Below are 19,894 nucleotides of genomic sequence, written 5' to 3'. Positions count from 1 at the left end.
CAATCATAACAATGCAAACGACAACTAAATCGTAGCATATAAATAACAAGTGTCCTGAAAACAAAATGCTCAATTCATGATCCCTTTTGCCACAGAAGGAGCAATAGAGCAGCTTGCCGTTGTCCTCGCCGTTGCGGGTGTCAGTCATTCGTTCGATCCAAATCCGATAGGCTTGCAACACAAGATGAAGGCTATTGCGGGCTTTTTCAAGCCCGCTGGTGGTCGGACCTGCCGACCAACCTTATTTTGAGCTGCTTATTTTACGCAGGACGCTGGTTGATGACTTCGTCGATCAGACCGTATTCCTTCGCAGCTTCTGCACTCATGAAGTTGTCGCGGTTGGTATCGCGCTCGATTTCTTCAAGGGTACGACCGCTGTGCTTGGCCATCAGCGTGTTCAGACGCTCGCGGATGAAGAGGATTTCCTTGGCATGGATTTCGATATCCGAGGCCTGGCCCTGGAAACCGCCCAGCGGCTGGTGAATCATCACGCGCGAGTTCGGCAGGCAGAAACGCTTGCCTGGTGCACCGGCCGTCAGCAGGAATGCACCCATGCTGCACGCCTGACCAATGCAGGTCGTCGATACGTTTGGCTTGATGAACTGCATGGTGTCGTAGATCGACATGCCCGCTGTCACCGAACCGCCCGGGGAGTTGATATAGAGATGGATGTCCTTGTCCGGGTTTTCCGCTTCAAGGAACAGCAATTGCGCACAGATCAGGTTGGCCATGTAGTCCTCTACAGGACCCACCAGAAAAATTACGCGCTCCTTCAGAAGGCGCGAGTAGATGTCATAGGCGCGCTCGCCACGAGCAGACTGCTCGACAACCATCGGGACCAGGCCGCCGGCGGCCTGGATATCAGAGTTCTGCTGAATATACGAATTACGGAACATGCTCTGCAGTCACTCCCAAATAGTTATGTCTTGAATACGCATAAGCCAGCTCGAAGGCTGGCTTATGTGTGTACTTCTTAACGCAGAAACAATCAGTCGGCTTTTGGAGCTTCTACCGGCTTGACAGCTTCTTCGTAAGAGACCGATTTGTCGGTCACGCTAGCTTTCTGCAGAACAGTATCCACAACTTGTTCTTCCAGCACAACCGAACGAACTTCGTTCAGTTGCTGCTCGTTCTTGTAGTACCAGGACACGACCTGCTCAGGTTCCTGGTAAGCCGAAGCCATTTCCTGGATCATTTCGCGAACGCGGGCTTCGTCAGGCTTCAGGTCGAATTGCTTGACCACTTCAGCCACGATCAGACCCAGCACTACGCGGCGCTTGGCTTGCTCTTCGAACAGCTCGGCCGGCAGTTGGTCAGGCTTGATGTTGCCACCGAACTGCTGAACAGCCTGCACGCGCAGACGGTCAACTTCGTTGGACAGCAGCGCCTTAGGCACTTCGATCGGGTTGGTGGTCAGCAGACCGTCCATGACCTGATTTTTTACCTTGGACTTGATGGCCTGACGCAGTTCACGCTCCATATTCTTGCGAACTTCGGTGCGGAAGCCTTCCAGACCGGTTTCCTTGATGCCGAATTGAGCGAAGAATTCTTCGTTCAGCTCTGGCAGTTTTGGTTCGGAAACGGTGTTTACAGTCACGGTGAACTCGGCGGTTTTGCCAGCCAGGTCCAGGTTCTGATAGTCCTCAGGGAAGGTCAGGTTCAGAACGCGCTCTTCGCCCGCTTTAGCGCCAACCAGGCCTTCTTCGAAGCCTGGAATCATGCGACCGGAACCCAGCACCAGCTGAGTGCCTTTGGCCGAGCCGCCAGCGAATACTTCGCCGTCAACCTTGCCAACGAAATCGATGTTCAGCTGGTCTTCGTTCTGGGCAGCACGATCGGCCACTTCGAAACGGGTGTTCTGCTTGCGCAGGATGTCCAGCATCTTGTCCAGATCAGCGTCAGCCACGTCAGCGCTCAGGCGCTCAACGGTGATGCCGTCGAAACCGGCAACGGTGAATTCAGGGAACACTTCGAATACGGCAACGTATTCCAGGTCCTTGCCAGCTTCCAGCGACTTCGGCTCGATCGAAGGCGAACCGGCAGGGTTCAGCTTCTGCTCAACCACAGCTTCGTAGAAGGAGGACTGGATGACATCACCAACAGCTTCCTGACGAGCGTCAGCACCGAAACGGCGCTTGATTTCGCTCATTGGCACTTTGCCTGGACGGAAGCCAGCAATCTTGGCCTTTTGGGCAGTCTGCTGCAGACGCTTGTTGACCTGGCTCTCAATGCGCTCAGCCGGCACGGTGACGCTCATGCGGCGCTCAAGAGCAGTAGTATTTTCAACAGAAACTTGCATGGATATTCCTCGTTGCACAGACGTTAGCCGGCCGTTTCCGACCCCAGAATCAAGGGCATGCATTCTAGTGGGTCAAACTCAAGAAGTCACCCTACTGGAAACGGGTAAAAAAACAGCAGGCCATTTATAGGTGTGAATGCAGCAATGCACTCCACCCCGAAGACGAATAAAGACCATCACGCCAGGGCTCTGCTTCAACCGCTTCTATATATAGAAGAGACGGCGAGCCATCTCCCTGACGGCTGATCCTGTGAACATTGCCGGTGGTCGGCGCAACGGCTCAAGCCCATGAACACGACGAATGCCCTGCCCTTCGACCCGAAACCCTGCGTAAAAAACCACCCGCCGTAAAACAAAAAAGGCGCCAGACTGTTAAATCTGGCGCCTTTCGAAATATGGGGTGGACGATGGGGATCGAACCCACGACAACGGGAGTCACAATCCCGTGCTCTACCAACTGAGCTACGCCCACCATATCGCGTTACTTGTGCCAAAGCTGCCTAATGGCGCACCCGGCAGGACTCGAACCTGCGACCATCCGCTTAGAAGGCGGATGCTCTATCCAGCTGAGCTACGGGCGCCTTGTTAATCTGTACCCTTGGAGGACTACAAACTAAGTGCTTTCCAGCTTTGCAGAACCGTAATTCCGCTCGACCTTCTTAACCAGTGCTAGGCTGTGCCCGACAAGTGCGACGAATAGTATAGAGCGACCTTTAGGTCGTCAAATCTTTTTTGAAAAAAATTCATTTAATTAAAGGAGTTAGGGGAATTTGCTGACCAAGCGCCTTTGCCCTCACCGCCTGACATGCGAGAATGCGTTCTCTTTTTTTCCCCTCTCGATGGTTAATCACGCGCAATGACTGCACAACTAATCGACGGCAAATCGATCGCCGCCAGCCTGCGCCAGCAGATCGCCCAACGAGTTGCCGAGCGTCGCCAGCAAGGCCTGCGCACTCCCGGCCTCGCGGTGATCCTGGTCGGCAGCGATCCTGCCTCTCAGGTTTATGTCTCGCACAAGCGTAAAGACTGTGAAGAGGTCGGCTTCCTCTCTCAAGCCTACGACCTGCCTTCCGAAACCACTCAAGAAGCGCTGACCGATCTGATCGATCGCCTCAACGACGATCCGGCCATTGACGGCGTGCTGCTGCAGCTGCCGCTGCCCGAGCACCTGGACGCCTCCAAACTGCTGGAGCGCATTCGCCCGGACAAAGACGTCGATGGTTTCCATCCTTATAACGTCGGCCGCCTGGCCCAGCGCATCCCGCTGCTGCGTCCGTGCACGCCAAAAGGCATCATGACCCTGCTGGAAAGCACCGGTGTCGACCTTTATGGTCTGGATGCGGTGGTGGTTGGCGCGTCCAACATCGTCGGTCGCCCGATGGCGATGGAACTGCTGCTGGCCGGTTGCACCGTGACCGTCACTCACCGCTTCACCAAGGATCTGGCCGGCCACGTCGGCCGCGCTGACCTGGTGGTGGTGGCCGCCGGCAAGCCGGGCCTGGTCAAGGGTGAGTGGATCAAGGAAGGCGCGATCGTCATCGACGTCGGGATCAACCGTCAGGACGACGGCAAGCTGGTCGGTGACGTGGTGTACGAAACCGCCCTGCCCCGCGCCGGCTGGATCACTCCGGTACCGGGCGGCGTTGGCCCGATGACCCGTGCCTGCCTGCTGGAAAACACCCTCTACGCGGCAGAAACCCTGCACGCCTGAGACGTTTTTCCGCAATAAAAGAACCCCGCCCTGTGCGGGGTTTTTCGTATCTGAGAAAAAACACTAACCGTTCGCCGGAAACCCCTCTTTTTACAGGCCTTTTCACGAGATTTTCAGGTCATTCAAACAACCATCGACAGATCTTCAGCCATACTCCTAGAATGCGACGCTTTGAAGAAATAACCCGTTACAAACTAACGGAATATCCAACCTTTATGAGTTCGCCCGCGTGAAAATTCGTCTTTCGATCCTGAGCCTGTTTTTTGCTTTTTCAGGCACATTCGTCACGCCAACCGTCAACGCCGCTGAAACCACCGCCGCGCCGCGCGATGCTTCGCAACTGAAGATCGCCTCCGGCAGCGCCCTGCTTATGGATTTGCAGACCAATAAAGTCATTTATTCGAGCAACCCGGATGTGATCGTGCCGATCGCTTCGGTGAGCAAGTTGATGACCGGCCTGGTCGTGGTTGAAGCGCACCAGAACATGGACGAATGGATCGACGTCGACATCAGCCATACGCCAGAAATGAAAGGCGTGTTCTCCCGAGTCAAACTGAAGAGCGAACTGCCGCGCCGCGAGATGCTGCTGATCGCCCTGATGTCCTCGGAGAACCGTGCGGCCGCCAGCCTCGCGCATCACTATCCCGGCGGTTACGCCGCGTTCATCGCAGCGATGAACGCCAAGGCCAAGGCACTGGGCATGACCAACACCCACTACGTCGAGCCGACCGGCCTGTCCGAACGCAACGTGTCCACGGCCCGCGACCTGAGCAAACTGCTGGTGGCCGCAAGCAAGCATCCGATCCTCAGCGAGCTGACCACCACCAAGGAAAAAACCGTAGCGTTCCGCAAACCCAATTACACCTTGGGCTTCCGCAACACCGACCACTTGGTAAACAAGGCCGACTGGGACATCAAGATCACTAAAACCGGCTTCACCAACCCGGCGGGACATTGCCTGGTCCTGGTGACACGGATGAGCAATCGCCCGGTGGCCCTGGTAATTCTCGATGCGTTCGGCAAATACACGCACTTCGCCGACGCGAGCCGTATTCGTAGCTGGATGGAAACCGGCCGCAGCACCAACGTCCCGGCGGTGGCGCAGCAATACAAGGCCGAGAAAAACCTCAAGGGTCGCCAAAGCGGCGTAGTCGAGGCGTCCAAGTAAAAAACTGTGGCGAGGGAGCTTGCTCCCGCTGGGACGCGTAGCGGACCTTCTTTTTTAATAAGAAAAGGCCTGCTGCGCAGTCCAGCGGGAGCAAGCTCCCTCGCCACAGAGGTATTCAGCCAGTCGTTGAATAGCCGTTATTCAATCATTGGGTAACGGCATTTTGTCGTCGTCCGGAACGCCGTCACCAGCACTCGGATCCGGGGTCAGCACATTAGGCCGCGCCAACGGATCCCGCAGCGGGCTGTCCGGATCCAGCACAGGATCCACGTCGTCCTCAGGCGTGGTAGGCACGCTGTCCGGTTTTTTATCGTCGAAGATGGAATCGGTACTCATACGCACCTCACTTCAAGGTTTGAGATCGGCCAACGGATCATAAGGTTTGGCAGGCCGCTTGCTGTCTTCGCTGGATTCCACGTCTTTCGGCGCCTTGGCGGGGCCGACGGGGTCAACCTGCGGATCGTCGAGATCCGGTGAATCCGGATCGAAACCCAGATCATGACCGGACGAATGCTCGCTTGAGTGTGGGCCTTTCGGGGATGGGGAATCTGCCATGCTCGCCTCCTGAATCACCCGCACATTCGGGCTCTATCAGTGAGAGGCCTGCCGGGCGTGAGGGTGCCCGGCAGATGACGAACGGAGCCTTAATGTACGGCCAAAGCCTTTTTGGCTTGCGCCGCTTCGTTTTCCTGACCGGCCTGAGCCAGATCATCCGCCGCCTTCAGCCAGCGCTGACGATCGACTTCAGCGGGAATCTGCGAGGGTTTCTGGATCAGCACTGCCCAGCCGCCTGATTTTTCGAAGGCCGATTCAAAGGAACTGAAGCTCATCAGTTCACGACGATTCATTCCGGCGCGCAGCAGCACTTTCTGTTTCAGTCGGTCATAACCGGAAAGGATCGCGTAACGCGGCTCAGCCCAGAACGCCGAGCCTTCACTGAAGCGCACCATCACCGGGTAACCGGCCGCGACCTGGGTCAACAAGGCGGGCAAGTTCTTGTCCAGCGGGTAGACCACCATGCCGTAGTCGCGGGCCAGGTTCTGCAGATTCTGCTGCAACTGATCCTGTGCACCCGGCAGATGCAACGGTTTTTCCAGCAGCCCCGGCGTGATCATGATGCCCTGCTGCGACAACAGGCTGGCCAGCACTTGCGGACCACTCTGATTGGCTTCACCGCGATAAAACGTGCCACTGAGTTCGACCCGCTCCGGCAGGCGCTTGACCTGCGGCGCCACACTGCCCGCACACCCCGCCAATACGGCCGCGCAACCAGCCACCAGCAGCGCCCCTCGCAATCGAGAAAATACCTGCACCATCGTCACTCTCTGATCAGACACCGGTCATCGTGTTCCGGCAACGCCTGCGATCATAGGGCGGCGCACGCCTGCGGTATAGCCTTAAACCGCAGACCCATCGTTTGCATAGAGCGAACTGATTGGTCACTACCGACCTTTGGTCAATAGTCTGAAACACCTCGTTGACTAGACTGTCACTGAAACAGAGCGAATTGAAAAAGTGTGCGCCCGACGCAGGGCAAAGAGGAGGCACTGATGAGCCTGACCATGACGATCGTAATGCTGATTTCCGGCTGGCTGGCCGTGGCCGCCGCCATGTTGTGGGGCGTGCTGCGTATTGCCCGGCGCCACCATCACCCGGCCGAATCGGCACCGGCACAAAAACCTGAGAGACAACGCGCCCGCCATGCGGCTGCGCACTGAACCTTTACCACGTCGCCTGATATCCCTCCTGTAGGAGCTGCCGAAGGCTGCGATCTTTTGATCTTCAACGTCAAAAGATCGCAGCCTTCGGCAGCTCCTACATAAAGCACCAGTCATAAGCCATGCGCCATGAGCCATAAGTCATGAGCCCTAAAGCAAAAAGGCCGGCTGGACTCCTGGAGTCCAGCCGGCCTTTTCATTTTTTGCAGATTACGCCTGCTGAGCCAGCTTCTTCTGCTTCGCCCGGCGCGACATCATGTTCAGCACTTCAATCGCTGCCGAGAATGCCATGGCTGCGTACACATAACCTTTCGGTACGTGGGCGCCGAAGCCTTCGGCGATCAGCGTCATGCCGATCATGATCAGGAAGCCCAGGGCCAGCATCACCACCGTCGGGTTGTCGTTGATGAACTTCGCCAGCGGCTCAGCCGCGAACAACATCACCATCACCGAGACCACCACCGCGATCACCATGATCGGCAAGTGTTCAGTCATGCCCACCGCGGTAATGATGCTGTCGATGGAGAACACCATGTCCAGCATCAGAATCTGACCGATCGCGGCAGCGAAGCCCAGGGTCACGGTCGACGTTGCGCTTTTCGGGTCTTCCGGCGCCGGGTCCATGCTGTGATGGATTTCGGTCGTGGCTTTCCACACCAGGAACAGACCACCGGCGATCAGGATCATGTCCTTCCAGGAGAACGCCTGGCCCATGATCTCGAACACCGGGGCGGTCAACTGGACGATGAAGGCGATGGTGCTCAACAGGGCCAGACGCAGGATCAGCGCCATGCCGATACCGATACGCCGCGCCTTCTGCCGATGCTGCACGGGCAGCTTGTTGGTCAGGATCGAAATAAAGATCAGGTTATCGATGCCGAGCACGATCTCCATCACCACCAGTGTGGCCAAAGCAACCCAGGCGGCGGGGCTGGCGGCGAGTTCTAACAGATATTCCATGGGTCAGTCCTGACTCTGTGTATGACGTTTTAGAGGGTCTTGGAGGAAGATTCGGATTTTTCCGCATCTTTTTCCGGTGTTTCTTTTTTCTCGATCAGGCCGCCGGTAGCGTCGCTGAGTGCTTGTTCAGCGGCTTTGTGCGTATCGTCGATCGCCTGTTTGGCGCTTTCCGCGGCCTTGCCCATCAACTGCTGGGCGCTTTTCTCGGCCTGATCGCAACCGGCCATAAGCAGTAAAGACGTAAACATCAGTGCAGGGATTGTGTATTTCATGAGGCTTTCCTTCGAATGAACAGACAAGGCCAAAGACCGCCCGTCGATGGCTGGGCATTCTAGGGAGACAAACACTTCAGGAAAATTCGTATTTTTAGCGGCTATACTTCGGCTTTAACGAACTATGACATTTGAATGTAGGAGCTGCCGAAGGCTGCGATCTTTTGATTTTTTAAAGCAAGATCAAAAGATCGCAGCCTGCGGCAGCTCCTACAAAGGGGACGCGACGGATGCTGAATTACCGACAACTGCATTACTTCTGGGTGGTGGCCAAGACCGGCAGCATCGTGCGCGCCTGCGAACAACTTAACCTGACGCCGCAAACCATCAGCGGGCAGATTTCCCTGCTGGAACAAACCTACGGCATCGAACTGTTTCAACGGGTCGGCCGCCAGTTGGAACTGACCGAAGCCGGACGCCAGGCCCTGCCCTACGCCGAGCAGATGTTTCAGCTGGGCGGCGAGCTGGAGTTGATGCTGCGCGCCCAGCCCAATGAACAGCAGATCCTGTTCCGGGTCGGCGTCGCGGATGTGGTGCCCAAGTCCATCGTCTATCGCCTGATCGCGCCGACCATGGAGCTGCACGAGCCGCTGCGCATCACCTGTCGCGAGGACAAACTCGAACGCCTGCTGGCGGATCTGGCGATTCAGCGTCTGGACCTGGTGATTTCCGACAGCCCGATGCCGTCGCACCTCGACATCAAAGGCTATAGCCAGAAGCTCGGCGAATGCGGGATCAGTTTTTTCGCCACCGCACAACTGGCGACGCAATACGGACAGGATTTCCCGCGCAGCCTCAACGGTGCGCCGCTGCTGATTCCCGGTGCTGAAACCGTAGTGCGCAGCCGTTTGCAGCGCTGGTTCGCCGAGCAGCAGATCCAGCCGCGAATCGTCGGCGAGTTCGATGACAGCGCCCTGATGCAGGCCTTCGGCCAATCGGGCAGCGGGATTTTCATCGGCCCGAGCGTGATTGCCGATGAAGTCAAACGCCAGTACGGCGTCGAGGAGATTGGCCAGACCGACGCCGTGACTGAGTCGTTCTATGCCATTTCGGTGGAGCGCAAGGTCAAGCACCCCGGCATCGTTGCGATTACCGAAGGTGCCCGACGCGAGCTGTTTACGGCGTTATGACGCCTGCGCGCACTCTTCGCGCGGCGTAAGGGTCATCAACACCATGGCGAGGAACACCGACAACAGAATGAACCCGGCCGCGGCGAAGCCGAGAAAGCCGAGGCCGGCACTGTCGATCACCCGACCGCCGATCATCGCGCCCAGACCGATCCCGAGGTTGGCCCCGGCGATGTTCAGCGAGGCGGCGAAGGCCGGCGCCTGCGGTGCGGCCTTCATCAAGCGTACATGACTAACCAGGAACAGCGCCGCCTGAGTGATACCCCAGATGCCCATGGCCACCGCCAGTCCCACCGTCGAGTGAATGTTCGGCACCAGCGACACCATGCCGGCAATCATGAACGCGCAGAACAGCACCGAAGCGCCCAGCGGATGACGATCCACCGCGCGGCCGCCCAGCGAGTTGCCGATCAGCCCGACCGCACCGAAGCCCATCAGGCACCAGCCAACCACCGTGCCGTTGAACCCGGCCAGCCGTTCAAGAATGTCCGCCAGATAGGTGTAGGCGGTGAACATGCCGCTGAATACCAGAATCGACAACACGACATGGCCGATCATCAGCGGATTGCGCAGGATCTTGAACTGCGAGGCGAAACTCACCTGATGCTGGTGCAGGCTGGTTTTCGGCAGGTACACAAACAGCAGCAAGGCCTTGGCGAAAGCGATCACCGCCAGAATCGCGAACGCACTGCGCCAGCCGAACGCGTCGGAAATCAACGTGCCCACCGGGATGCCGAACACCGTCGCGCACACAATGCCGAAGCCGATCTTGGCAATCGCGCGGCCAGCGTGATCCGGGCCGACAATGTCCACCGCCGTCTCACTGGCCAAGGCCCAGAACACCGGCAGACCGAGCGCCGGGATCAACCGGGCGATGGCCATCACCCAGATGTTCGGCGCCAGCGCCGCCACCGTGTTGGCCAGGCCGAACATGATCAGGATGGTGATGAACAGCTTGCGCCGCTCGAAACGGGCGAAATACGCGGTCAAGAATGGACCGAACATCGCCACCGTGAAAGCGAATAGAGTCACCAGCAGACCGGCTTGCGGAATGGTAACCGCCAGGTCTCGGGCGATTGCCGGCAACAGGCCGACGATGACGAATTCCGTGGTCAGCACCGTGAAGCCGGCGGCGGACAACAGAAGAATGGGCAACAGCATGGGCAACTCCAGCAAAACGACGACACCAGCGATGACCGAAAGGCCCGCTGGCAGACTGTGAAAATGAGGATGGCGAATCTTAACAGAGTGTTTCCGGACTGACTTGCACAAACCTGCCGGTTTGCCGATCAATCCGGTGGCAGATCGTCACAGGTCTGAAGGATAAGGCCGACCCTGTGATAAAGTCCGCGCCCCGAAAAACGTACACCCAGATCAACGACCGGTTTAATGGCGTTGATGCCGCGTCAGCCCTTTCGTTTCGTGCCGGTGACCTGCCCCCGATGTATCACCGGTTTCACGCAACCCTGAACCGTATAAAAACAGAGATGCCGTTATGACTGCTTCATCCCCTTCTCTATTGCAACGCCTGAAAAACCTCAGCCTGGTCACGCAGATCCTGATCGGTCTGATTGCCGGTATCGCTCTGGCGCTGTTCGCCCCGGAAGCAGCAAAAGGCTCGGCGTTCATCGGCAAAGTGTTTGTCTCGGCGCTGAAAGCCGTGGCCCCGATTCTGGTATTCGTGCTGGTAATGGCGTCGATTGCCAACCACAAGCACGGCCAGGAAACACACATCCGGCCGATCCTGTTTCTGTATCTGCTCGGCACGTTCGCCGCGGCAGTGGTCGCGGTGGTTGCCAGCATGGCGTTTCCCTCCCACTTGGTGCTGTCCACCGACAATCTGGCGGTAACGGCGCCAGGCGGAATCACTGAAGTGCTGCAAAGCCTGCTGCTGAGCGTGGTCGACAATCCGGTCAGCGCCCTGATGAACGCCAACTTCATCGGCATTCTGGCCTGGGCGATCGGCATGGGCGTCGCGATTCGCCACGCCGGTGACACTACCCGCGAAGTGGTCGGTGACTTGTCCAACGGCGTGACGCTGATCGTGCGCGTGGTGATTCGCTTCGCGCCGCTGGGTATTTTCGGCCTGGTGGCCTCGACCCTCGCGACCTCGGGCTTCGGCGCGCTGATCGGTTACGCGCACCTGCTGGGCGTGCTGCTGGGCTGCATGCTGTTCGTCGCGCTGGTGATGAACCCGCTGATCGTGTTCTGGAAGCTGCGTCGCAACCCGTACCCGCTGACCCTCAAGTGCCTGCGCGAAAGTGGCATCACCGCCTTCTTCACCCGCAGCTCGGCGGCGAACATTCCGGTCAACCTGGAGCTGAGCAAGCGTCTGGGCCTGCATGAAGACACCTACTCGGTGTCGATCCCGCTGGGCGCGACCATCAACATGGCCGGTGCGGCGATCACCATCACCGTCCTGACCCTGGCGGCGGTGCACACGTTGGGGATTGCCGTGGACATTCCGACCGCAATCCTGCTCAGCGTCGTCGCGGCAATCTGCGCCTGTGGCGCCTCGGGCGTGGCCGGCGGCTCGCTGCTGCTGATTCCACTGGCGTGCAGCCTGTTCGGCATTCCGAGCGAGATTGCCATGCAGGTAGTGGCGGTCGGTTTCATCATTGGCGTGCTGCAGGACTCGGCGGAGACTGCGCTGAACTCGTCCACTGATGTGCTGTTTACCGCCGCGGCTTGCTTGGGTGAAGAGGCAAAAGTTCAGCGTTCAGCATAACCCCTGTAGGAGTGAGCCTGCTCGCGATAGCGTCTGATCTGCAAACTCACCTTTGAATGACACACCGCCTTCGCGAGCAGGCTCACTCCTACAAAAAGCAATAAAAAGCCCGCCAAGGCGCAAACCTTGGCGGGCTCTTTGTTGCCGGTGTTTTAGAACGCGCCCATGTAATCGCGTTTACCCACTTCAACACCGTTGTGGCGCAGCAGGTCATAGGCAGTGGTCACGTGGAAGAAGAACTGCGGCAGACCGTAGCTCAGCAGATAAGCCTGGCCGCTGAAGCGCTTCTCTTTCGGCGTGCCCGGACGGGTCACGATCTCGATGCCTTCCTTGCCGTCGATCTGCTCCGGCTTGATCTCGCCGATGTAGGCCAGCACCTTGGCGATCAGCGCTTGCAGCTCGGCGAAGGTGGTTTCGGTGTCGTCATATTTCGGGACTTCGACTTCAGCCAGACGCGAGGAAACGCCCTTGGCGAAGTCGACGGCGATCTGCACCTGACGCACCAGCGGGAACATGTCCGGGTAAAGACGTGCTTGCAGGAAAGCGTTCGGGTCGATGTTTTTCTCGGTGGCGTGGGCTTCAGCCTTCTTCAGGACATTGCTCAACGCGTTGAGCATTTGTTGAAAAACCGGGACGGATGCGGCGTACAGGGAAATGGTCATGGCAGTCTCGTGTGGTGGCTGGGTGGAACGTGGGGGCGATTATAGCCATGCTTGATGACCACACGGCTTGCCTTTTGTTAGCCAAGGATTAGGCTAGGCGCCTTCGACTGCAGAGGGAACGCGCGATGACCACCGAACTTGACACCACCACCGACGAACCACGGCTCAACGCCACGGAAATCCGCATTCTGGGTTCGTTGATCGAAAAACAGGCCACCAGCCCGGAAACCTACCCGCTGACCCTCAATGCACTGGTGCTGGCCTGCAATCAGAAAACCAGCCGCGAGCCGGTGATGAACCTCACTCAAGGCCAGGTCGGCCAGAGCCTGCGGGCGCTGGAAAGCCACGGTTACGCCAAGTTGGTCATGGGCAGTCGCGCCGACCGCTGGGAGCACAAGCTCGACAAGGCGCTGGAGCTGGTGCCGGCCCAGGTGATCCTCACCGGGCTGATGTTCCTGCGTGGCCCGCAGACGGTGAATGAACTGCTGACCCGCAGCGGCCGCATGCACGACTTCGAAGATGCCGAGCAAGTGGTGCATCAGCTTGAACGTCTGATCGCGCGCGGGCTGGCGGTGCTGATTCCGCGTCAGGCCGGGCAGCGCGAAGACCGTTACACCCATGCGCTGGGCGATCCGGCGGATATCGAGGCGATATTGGCGGCGCGGCAGAATCCCGGGGAGCGCTCGAATAGCGGCGTTTCCGTGGAGAGAATCGAAGAGCTGGAAGCGCGGATTGCAGCGCTGGAAGAACGTCTGGCGCGTCTCGAATAATCACCACAATCCTATTGTGGGAGCGGGCTTGCTCGCGAAGAGGCCGTGTCAGTCACATCCCGGTGAATGACCCACCGCATTCGCGAGCAAGCCCGCTCCCACAGGGTCTATTTATTCACCCTCCCAGTAATCCACCCCGTCCGCCTGCCGCGCCACGGCAACAAAGCCTGACGTATTGCCTTCGGCATCCACCTTGAAGTTGTCCATCACCGCGTATTTGTTGGAATCCGGGTACTCACAGATATCCGGTTGCTGCTGGGTGCTGACCGCCAGATAACGCAGCTCGGCGTCACTGGTGTTGATGATCTGGTGCGCGGTTTCGGGGCCGCCGGGTGGGCAGGCGATCACATCACCAGCACGGATCGGAAAGCGCTCGGCCCCCAGCCGCACCTCGCCCTCCCCGGCGACCACGTAGAACATCTCTTCATTCACCCGATGGCTGTGAAACGGACTGCCGCGCATGCCCGGTGGCAGCGCATACAACCGATAACCAAGTTTCTGCGCACCCAGCCGCTGGCCGATACGGGCCATGCGCTGCTGATAGCGATCAGCGGTCTCACCTTCCGGGGCCAGGGCTTCGGGCAGGGATTCGAGTTCGACCTGGTGCAGGTTGAGGATGGGCGGATGCATGGGGAGCCTCGATCAGGTTTTTGTCAGGGGCAAGTCTTGGCTTGCTGCTGGCGCAGTATAGGTAACCCGATAAACCGAGTTGAATTCATCGCTGGCAAGCCAGCTCCCACAGGATCTGGGGTTGCTCACCTGGTTGTGTTGCAACCTGATACCTGTGGGAGCTGGCTTGCCAGCGATGGGGCCAACTCCTTCAACACATAATCCTGAACATCAGCTGCGAGCAAACGCCACCGCTGCCGCAAACTGTTCTTCACTCGGCCGCACCCCGGTGTACAGCACGAACTGCTCCAACGCCTGGATCGCAATGACCTCAAGCCCGGTGATGACCTTTTTACCCTCGGCCCGGCCCCGCACGATCAGCGGTGTCTCCGACGGAATCGCCACCACGTCGAACACGGTGTCGGCGGCCTCGATCACTTCAGGCTCGAACGCCAGTTGCCCTGCCTCCGGTCCGCCGTCCATGCCCACCGGAGTGACGTTGATCAGCATCTGCGGCCGCGCTTCGCCCAGTTCCGCCTGCCAGCGATAGCCCAGCGAATCGGCCAATGACCGCCCGGCGCGCTCGTTGCGCGCCACGATCAAGCCATTTTTGTAGCCACCATCGCGCAAGGCACTGGCCACTGCTTTGGCCATGCCGCCGCTGCCGCGCAGGGCGAACGTCGTGGCTTGCGGCACCGCGTGGGTTTCCAGCAACTGCGCGATGGCGATGTAGTCGGTGTTATAGGCCTTGAGATGGCCGTTGGTGTTGACGATGGTGTTGATCGACTGGATCGCCGCCGCCGACGCATCCAGCTCATCGACCAGCGCGATGCACGCTTCCTTGAACGGCATCGACACCCCGCAACCGCGAATCCCCAGCGCGCGAATCCCGCCGACAGCCCCTGGCAGATCCTGACTGCTGAACGCCTTGTAATAGAAGTTCAGCCCCAGCTGCTCATACAAATGGTTATGAAAGCGCAGACCGAAATTCCCCGGGCGCCCGGACAGGGACATGCACAGTTGGGTGTCTTTGTTGGGGTTCATCTGCATGAAACTTCTCCTTAAAACGGACTTTCGGATGGACGGAGTTAGCCATTCCATCGGGTTCTGAACGATCATGAGCGCCTGTCTGCAACGGGCCGCGAGCCCCTTTGACCGACTGGTAAAGAAGCCGGTACAGACCTTACACAAAATTTACCCAGCGGCTGTGCTGATTTTCAGAATTTCGCTGTCATAGAAGTATCCCCGCGACAACTTTGGGCCTGGTGCAGGCCCGGACGCCGGGTCGAAGAACCGAGGAATTATCATGATTCGTAAACTCCCCATCGTGGCCTTGTTGATTGGTGCATTCGCTATCACAGGTCAGGCAGAAGCCCACGGCGGTGGCTGGCAGGGTCCGGCAGTGTTTGGTGCGATCGTCGGCTCGGCCATCATCGGCTCGGCATTGATCAATCAGGACCGGCCGGTCTACGTGCAACAGCCTGTTTACGCTCAACCGGCGCCGGTTTACGTGCAACAACCGCCGCCACCGGTCTACTACCAGCCGGCGCCGGTCTATGTGCAACAACCGGTCTACGTGCCTGGCCCGGTCTACTACGGCCCACCACGCGGCTACTACGGCCGGCCACATGGCTACTACGGTGGTCCGCGCTGGTAATCGCAACCAACAAGCCCCGCTTTATAGCGGGGCTTTTTTATGACCGTCGGTCGGGCAGAGTCTGAAAAAATCGCGCAAAGGTCGCTGTGAGGACAGTTACAACGACTAAAGTCGGCATGATGGACTTGACCGTCGGGGGCAAAACACAAAACGGTCATCTATTTGTCATGACGGAACCGCAATCTGAATCCGTCCGTAAACAACAGGTTGATAAAAACAAGGACGACCCATGCCTACACAGAATCCGCACCGCATCGTCGGCCTGTGCACCTCAAGCAAGGTGTACAACGCGCTGACTGAACTGAAACACCTGGAAGGCCACCGCTGCGCCAAGTTTCTTTCGCTGTTGGCAGAGAATCTGGTGCACAAGGGCCTGCTCAATGAGCGCGAAGTGGTGCACATGCTCGACCAGGTTGTCGATTGAAACAGTCCTCACTGTGATCAATGACCACTATCGAAAGCGTTGATTGTCCCTGAGCGCAGCGAATCCCTAAGGTAGCTCCACAGATTGATGGAGGTACTTGTCATGGCTCAGGTTCAAATCATGTCAGTGGTCGGCAGCGCCGTTCCCGCATCGCTCAGGGCGTCGGGATTACTCGCCTGCTGGTACTTGGTGCGCGATGGCGAGCCGATCAGCGGCCCGCTCACTTCACTGCCCGCAGCGCAGGCCCTGTCGCAGAAAATCGTCAGCGCGCCGTTCCACGCTTAAGGCAACTGGACTTTCGGTTTGGTCTCGATGAACAGCGCCCAGCTCGACATGAACAGCGCCGCGATCAGCGGCCCGATCACGAAACCGTTGAGGCCGAACACCGCGAGGCCGCCGAGGGTCGAGATCAGGATCATGTAATCCGGCATGCGCGTGTCCTTGCCGACCAGAATCGGCCGCAGCACATTGTCCACCAGACCGATCACAAACACCCCGAACAGTCCCAGCACCACGCCCTGCCAGATCATCCCGCTGAGCAGGAAGTACACCGCCACCGGTGCCCAGACAATCCCCGCACCCACCGCCGGCAACAGCGACAGAAAGCCCATCAGCACTGCCCAGAGCAACGCGCTGGGGATGTCGAGAAACCAGAAAATCGCCCCGCCCAGTGCCCCTTGAGTGACCGCCACCACCAAGTTGCCCTTGACCGTCGCGCGCACCACCCGGTTGAACTTCAACTGCAAACGACGTTTGTGGTTCTCTTCCAGCGGCACTGCGGTGCGCACCTTGCGTACCAGTTCGGCGCCATCACGCAGAAAGAAAAACAGCAGGTACAGCATGATGCCAAAGCTGACCACGAACTCGAATGTACCCTGACCGAAACTGAACGCCTGACTGGCCAGCACCTGACTGCCCTGCATCGACGCCTTGACGATTTTCTCGCGCAGGCCGTTGAGTTCGCCCATGCCAAAGCGGTCGAGCAGATGCTGAAAATATGGAGGCAAGCTGTGTTTGAACTGCGCCAGATAGGCACCGATGTCCAGTTGGCCACTTTCGATGTTGTTGTACAGCGTCGCACCCTCCTGGACCAACAGCACGCTGAGGATGATCACCGGCAGAATCGCGATGACCAGGCAAATGCCCAGGGTGCATAAAGACGTCAGGTTGCGCCGCCAGCCGAATTTGATCTGTAACTTGCGCTGCATCGGCGCAAACAGAATGCCGAGAATCACCGCCCAGAACACCGCGCCGTAGAACGGCAGCAGAATCCAGATGAAGGCGACCGTCACCAACAGCAACAGCACGGTGAGGGATTTGAATTGCAGGGTTTTTTCGTTCATGTCCGATCCATGTCAGTCAGGCGTCTCGCACGCCCCGAACCTTAGTCAGCCGGGGCGCGCGCGAGTGCCATCTTTGTTCATGGAGCATAGATTGCCTGGACCATACGGCCCGGGTAATCAGCGCACCGGCAGTTTGACGATCTGCGCAGTGCTCAACACGTCGCCGAAGGTGTCCTCGACTTCCGCCAGCGCGGCCTGGTGCAGGGAGTCCTTGTCGATGGACACGCCGTTGGCGCGGGTGATGGCACGGGTCGCCGAGGCATCGGACGCAACAATCACGTTGTAACCCAAAGGCGCGGCATCCCGAGCGGCACCCGCCACGCAGGCGTGCGTCATCAGGCCGGAAATGATCAGGGTCTGGATGCCGGCCTGTTTCAGGCGCTGGTCGAGATCAGTGCTGGCAAACACGCTGACAGTGCTTTTTTGCAGGACAACGTCTTGTGGGCGCGGCTGCATGTCCTTGTGAAATTTCACCGTCTCGCCATCAATGGCAAACACCGCAGAACCGGCCGGTGCAATGTGCTGCACGTGGTACACCGGGATCTTGTGGCTGTCGGCGAACGTGATCAGCTCACGGGTTTTCGCCAGCGCAGCGGCACCGTCCGGGATCGGCATCTTGCCGCTGAAGTATTCATTCTGGAAGTCGATCACCACCAGTGCGGACTTGCCGGCCGGCAAGTGATCGAGCGGCGTGGCGCCGGACATTGCACGAATGGTCGGGTGGCTGTCAGCCATGGCCCCGGTGCTGGCCAAGACACCGGAAAATGCACAAGCGGTGAGAAAACGGCGGGTGAAGTTTTGCATGAGAGAATCCTGCTTCGGTTGATTTGATGAGCGAATGTTAAGCAGCCATCGCCGCACCGAACACAGTGGAACCGACACATGATCTGTGCATGCTCTGCACAGATCTGCTGCACAGACCAGCGTCACCCGCGCAAAGATAGATCCAGATCAATAAACCGCAATTGTCACTGCACTACCCTGCCGCGCTTTTGCGACCGATGCCGCCATGAAGTCAGACCTCCCCCTCGCCGCCCCGGAATTGCTCGCCCCCGCCGGCACCCTGAAGAACATGCGCTACGCCTTCGCCTACGGTGCCGATGCGGTCTATGCCGGCCAGCCGCGCTACAGCCTGCGGGTGCGCAACAACGAATTCGACCACGCCAACCTCGACCTCGGCATTCGCGAAGCGCAGGCCCAGGGCAAGCGATTCTACGTGGTGGTCAACATCGCCCCGCACAATGCCAAACTGAAAACTTTCCTCAAGGATCTGGCGCCGGTGATCGAGATGGCGCCGGACGCGCTGATCATGTCCGACCCAGGCCTGATCATGCTGGTGCGTCGGCACTTCCCGCAGATGCCGATCCACCTTTCGGTGCAGGCCAACACGGTGAACTGGGCGAGCGTCGAATTCTGGCAGCAACAAGGCCTGAGCCGGATCATCCTGTCGCGAGAACTGTCGCTGGAAGAAATCGGCGAAATCCGTGAACAGGTGCCGGGCATGGAACTGGAAGTGTTCGTCCACGGTGCGCTGTGCATGGCCTACTCCGGGCGCTGCCTGTTGTCGGGCTACATGAACAAGCGCGACGCCAATCAGGGCACCTGCACCAACGCCTGCCGCTGGAAATATTCGGCGCAGGCGGCCACCGAAAATGAGCTCAGCGAGATCGTGCAAACCTTCCAGCCCGAGCCGACCTTGGGCATCGGCGCGCCGACCGATCAACTGTTCCTGCTACAAGAAGCCAATCGTCCCGATGAGTTGATGCCCGCTTTTGAGGACGAGCACGGCACTTACATCATGAACGCCAAGGATCTGCGCGCCGTGCAACACGTCGAGCGCTTGACGCGCCTGGGCGTGCACTCGCTGAAGATCGAAGGCCGCACCAAGTCGCACTTCTATTGCGCACGCACCACTCAGGTTTATCGCCGGGCCATCGACGACGCGATGGCCGGACGCGAGTTCGATCGCAGCCTGATGAGCGATCTGGAATCACTGGCCCAGCGCGGCTACACCGAAGGCTTCCTGCGCCGCCATGTGCATGACGAATACCAGAATTATCAGAACGGCAGCTCGGTGTCGGAACGTCAGCAGTTCGTTGGCGAACTGACCGGCGAGCGCCGCGACCGGTTGGCCGAGGTCAAGGTGAAAAACCGTTTTGCCCTCGGCGATCACCTGGAATTGATGACGCCCAAGGGCAATTTCCACTTCGATCTGCACCAGTTGCAGAGTGCCAAGGGCGAAACCATTGAAGTCGCCCCCGGCGACGGGCACACGGTTTACCTGCCAATTCCGGATGCGGTGGATTTGCGTTTTGGCCTGCTGATGCGCGACCTGACTCCCTGAACCCCTGAATTCCTCCCCTGTAGAAGCTGCCGAAGGCTGCGATCTTTTGACTTTATTTTTTGAAAAACCAGATCAAAAGATCGCAGCCTGCGGCAGCTCCTA

Annotated in this window: 23 protein-coding genes, 2 tRNA genes and 1 pseudogene; 10 read left to right on the top strand and 16 right to left on the bottom strand. The window is 58.7% G+C overall.

Translation table 11 applies throughout. The features are described 5' to 3' along the window. The 5 genes and pseudogenes from ACIOUG_RS13955 to ACIOUG_RS13935 all read right to left on the bottom strand — a co-directional run. Positions 1–148 (bottom strand): annotated as a pseudogene (locus tag ACIOUG_RS13955) (ATP-dependent Clp protease ATP-binding subunit ClpX); the annotation flags it as partial. Positions 149–260: 112 nt separating this feature from the next. Then, positions 261–896 (bottom strand): ATP-dependent Clp endopeptidase proteolytic subunit ClpP, encoded by a 636-nt coding sequence (gene clpP, locus ACIOUG_RS13950; protein WP_007951559.1) that lies wholly within the window; start codon positions 894–896, stop codon positions 261–263. A gap of 92 nt (positions 897–988) precedes the next feature. Next, on the bottom strand, positions 989–2,299 hold the full coding sequence (tig, locus tag ACIOUG_RS13945; RefSeq protein WP_401066349.1) for a trigger factor: 1,311 nt from the start codon (positions 2,297–2,299) through the stop codon (positions 989–991). Between the two features lie 396 nt (positions 2,300–2,695). Next, positions 2,696–2,771, bottom strand: a tRNA-His gene (locus ACIOUG_RS13940). 32 nt (positions 2,772–2,803) lie between these two features. Continuing rightward, positions 2,804–2,880 (bottom strand) — tRNA-Arg (locus ACIOUG_RS13935). A 275-nt stretch (positions 2,881–3,155) separates the two neighbouring features. Here ACIOUG_RS13935 and folD point away from each other — a divergent pair. Next, on the top strand, positions 3,156–4,010 hold the full coding sequence (gene folD, locus ACIOUG_RS13930; RefSeq protein ID WP_003223627.1) for a bifunctional methylenetetrahydrofolate dehydrogenase/methenyltetrahydrofolate cyclohydrolase FolD: 855 nt from the start codon (positions 3,156–3,158) through the stop codon (positions 4,008–4,010). Between the two features lie 229 nt (positions 4,011–4,239). Beyond that, the gene (gene pbpG, locus ACIOUG_RS13925; RefSeq protein WP_401066347.1) at positions 4,240–5,178 is read left to right on the top strand and encodes a D-alanyl-D-alanine endopeptidase; all 939 of its coding nucleotides are present in this window, start codon (positions 4,240–4,242) and stop codon (positions 5,176–5,178) included. A gap of 141 nt (positions 5,179–5,319) precedes the next feature. Here the strand turns inward: pbpG and ACIOUG_RS13920 are convergent, their stop codons facing one another. The 3 genes from ACIOUG_RS13920 to ACIOUG_RS13910 form a co-directional block, all read right to left on the bottom strand. Then, complete coding sequence (locus tag ACIOUG_RS13920) at positions 5,320–5,514, bottom strand: hypothetical protein (RefSeq protein WP_401066346.1); 195 nt, start codon at positions 5,512–5,514, stop codon at positions 5,320–5,322. Positions 5,515–5,526: 12 nt separating this feature from the next. Continuing rightward, a complete protein-coding gene (locus tag ACIOUG_RS13915) occupies positions 5,527–5,733 on the bottom strand; it encodes a DUF6021 family protein (RefSeq protein WP_401066344.1) in 207 nt (68 codons plus the stop codon). Positions 5,734–5,822: 89 nt separating this feature from the next. Then, on the bottom strand, positions 5,823–6,494 hold the full coding sequence (locus ACIOUG_RS13910) for a peptidase C39 family protein (protein ID WP_401066354.1): 672 nt from the start codon (positions 6,492–6,494) through the stop codon (positions 5,823–5,825). A 234-nt stretch (positions 6,495–6,728) separates the two neighbouring features. Between ACIOUG_RS13910 and ACIOUG_RS13905 the strand changes: the two genes are divergently transcribed. Further along, entirely contained in the window at positions 6,729–6,896 is a 168-nt protein-coding gene (locus ACIOUG_RS13905) for a hypothetical protein (RefSeq protein ID WP_401066342.1), read from the top strand. Between the two features lie 210 nt (positions 6,897–7,106). Here ACIOUG_RS13905 and ACIOUG_RS13900 read toward each other — a convergent pair whose 3' ends face one another. Both ACIOUG_RS13900 and ACIOUG_RS13895 read right to left on the bottom strand, forming a co-directional pair. Continuing rightward, positions 7,107–7,856, bottom strand: coding sequence for a TerC family protein (locus ACIOUG_RS13900; protein WP_401066341.1), 750 nt, complete (start codon positions 7,854–7,856; stop codon positions 7,107–7,109). 29 nt (positions 7,857–7,885) lie between these two features. Further along, positions 7,886–8,128: a hypothetical protein gene (locus ACIOUG_RS13895; RefSeq protein WP_401066352.1), complete on the bottom strand. Its 243-nt coding sequence runs from the start codon at positions 8,126–8,128 to the stop codon at positions 7,886–7,888. Between the two features lie 230 nt (positions 8,129–8,358). Between ACIOUG_RS13895 and nhaR the strand changes: the two genes are divergently transcribed. Further along, complete coding sequence (gene nhaR / locus ACIOUG_RS13890; protein ID WP_401066340.1) at positions 8,359–9,258, top strand: transcriptional activator NhaR; 900 nt, start codon at positions 8,359–8,361, stop codon at positions 9,256–9,258. Here nhaR and ACIOUG_RS13885 read toward each other — a convergent pair. Beyond that, positions 9,253–10,416, bottom strand: coding sequence for an MFS transporter (locus ACIOUG_RS13885; RefSeq protein ID WP_401066339.1), 1,164 nt, complete (start codon positions 10,414–10,416; stop codon positions 9,253–9,255). The genes nhaR and ACIOUG_RS13885 overlap by 6 nt on opposite strands. A 334-nt stretch (positions 10,417–10,750) precedes the next feature. Here ACIOUG_RS13885 and sstT point away from each other — a divergent pair, with 334 nt between their 5' ends. After that, positions 10,751–11,983: a serine/threonine transporter SstT gene (gene sstT, locus ACIOUG_RS13880; RefSeq protein ID WP_401066338.1), complete on the top strand. Its 1,233-nt coding sequence runs from the start codon at positions 10,751–10,753 to the stop codon at positions 11,981–11,983. A 152-nt stretch (positions 11,984–12,135) separates the two neighbouring features. Here the strand turns inward: sstT and ACIOUG_RS13875 are convergent, their stop codons facing one another. Next, the gene (locus ACIOUG_RS13875) at positions 12,136–12,645 is read right to left on the bottom strand and encodes a DUF1993 family protein (protein ID WP_401066336.1); all 510 of its coding nucleotides are present in this window, start codon (positions 12,643–12,645) and stop codon (positions 12,136–12,138) included. A 125-nt stretch (positions 12,646–12,770) separates the two neighbouring features. Between ACIOUG_RS13875 and ACIOUG_RS13870 the strand changes: the two genes are divergently transcribed. After that, positions 12,771–13,415, top strand: a complete 645-nt coding sequence (locus tag ACIOUG_RS13870; protein ID WP_401066335.1) for a YceH family protein — start codon at positions 12,771–12,773, stop codon at positions 13,413–13,415. Between the two features lie 111 nt (positions 13,416–13,526). Here the strand turns inward: ACIOUG_RS13870 and ACIOUG_RS13865 are convergent, their stop codons facing one another. Both ACIOUG_RS13865 and ACIOUG_RS13860 read right to left on the bottom strand, forming a co-directional pair. Beyond that, the gene (locus ACIOUG_RS13865; protein ID WP_401066333.1) at positions 13,527–14,045 is read right to left on the bottom strand and encodes a cupin domain-containing protein; all 519 of its coding nucleotides are present in this window, start codon (positions 14,043–14,045) and stop codon (positions 13,527–13,529) included. Positions 14,046–14,255: 210 nt separating this feature from the next. Next, positions 14,256–15,074 (bottom strand): shikimate 5-dehydrogenase, encoded by an 819-nt coding sequence (locus ACIOUG_RS13860; RefSeq protein ID WP_401066332.1) that lies wholly within the window; start codon positions 15,072–15,074, stop codon positions 14,256–14,258. A 256-nt stretch (positions 15,075–15,330) separates the two neighbouring features. On the opposite strand from ACIOUG_RS13860, the gene ACIOUG_RS13855 reads away from it, so the two are divergent. The 3 genes from ACIOUG_RS13855 (at position 15,331) to ACIOUG_RS13845 (ending at position 16,390) form a co-directional block, all read left to right on the top strand. Further along, positions 15,331–15,681 (top strand): hypothetical protein, encoded by a 351-nt coding sequence (locus ACIOUG_RS13855; RefSeq protein ID WP_007965394.1) that lies wholly within the window; start codon positions 15,331–15,333, stop codon positions 15,679–15,681. 229 nt (positions 15,682–15,910) lie between these two features. Beyond that, entirely contained in the window at positions 15,911–16,105 is a 195-nt protein-coding gene (locus ACIOUG_RS13850) for a hypothetical protein (RefSeq protein WP_127652170.1), read from the top strand. A gap of 102 nt (positions 16,106–16,207) precedes the next feature. After that, complete coding sequence (locus tag ACIOUG_RS13845; RefSeq protein WP_103520501.1) at positions 16,208–16,390, top strand: hypothetical protein; 183 nt, start codon at positions 16,208–16,210, stop codon at positions 16,388–16,390. On the opposite strand, the gene ACIOUG_RS13840 is transcribed toward ACIOUG_RS13845, so the two are convergent. Next, the gene (locus ACIOUG_RS13840; protein WP_401066329.1) at positions 16,387–17,448 is read right to left on the bottom strand and encodes an AI-2E family transporter; all 1,062 of its coding nucleotides are present in this window, start codon (positions 17,446–17,448) and stop codon (positions 16,387–16,389) included. The genes ACIOUG_RS13845 and ACIOUG_RS13840 overlap by 4 nt on opposite strands. Before the next feature lie 117 nt (positions 17,449–17,565). Then, positions 17,566–18,252, bottom strand: coding sequence for a cysteine hydrolase family protein (locus ACIOUG_RS13835; RefSeq protein ID WP_401066328.1), 687 nt, complete (start codon positions 18,250–18,252; stop codon positions 17,566–17,568). 205 nt (positions 18,253–18,457) lie between these two features. On the opposite strand from ACIOUG_RS13835, the gene yegQ reads away from it, so the two are divergent. Beyond that, positions 18,458–19,792 (top strand): tRNA 5-hydroxyuridine modification protein YegQ, encoded by a 1,335-nt coding sequence (yegQ, locus tag ACIOUG_RS13830; protein ID WP_401066326.1) that lies wholly within the window; start codon positions 18,458–18,460, stop codon positions 19,790–19,792. Positions 19,793–19,894: the final 102 nt, after the last annotated feature.

This window comes from Pseudomonas sp. NPDC087803, assembly GCF_044742995.1.
Lineage (GTDB): Bacteria > Pseudomonadota > Gammaproteobacteria > Pseudomonadales > Pseudomonadaceae > Aquipseudomonas.
Note: the sequence above shows the minus strand (reverse complement) of the source record. Positions and strands in the feature narration are given on the sequence as shown.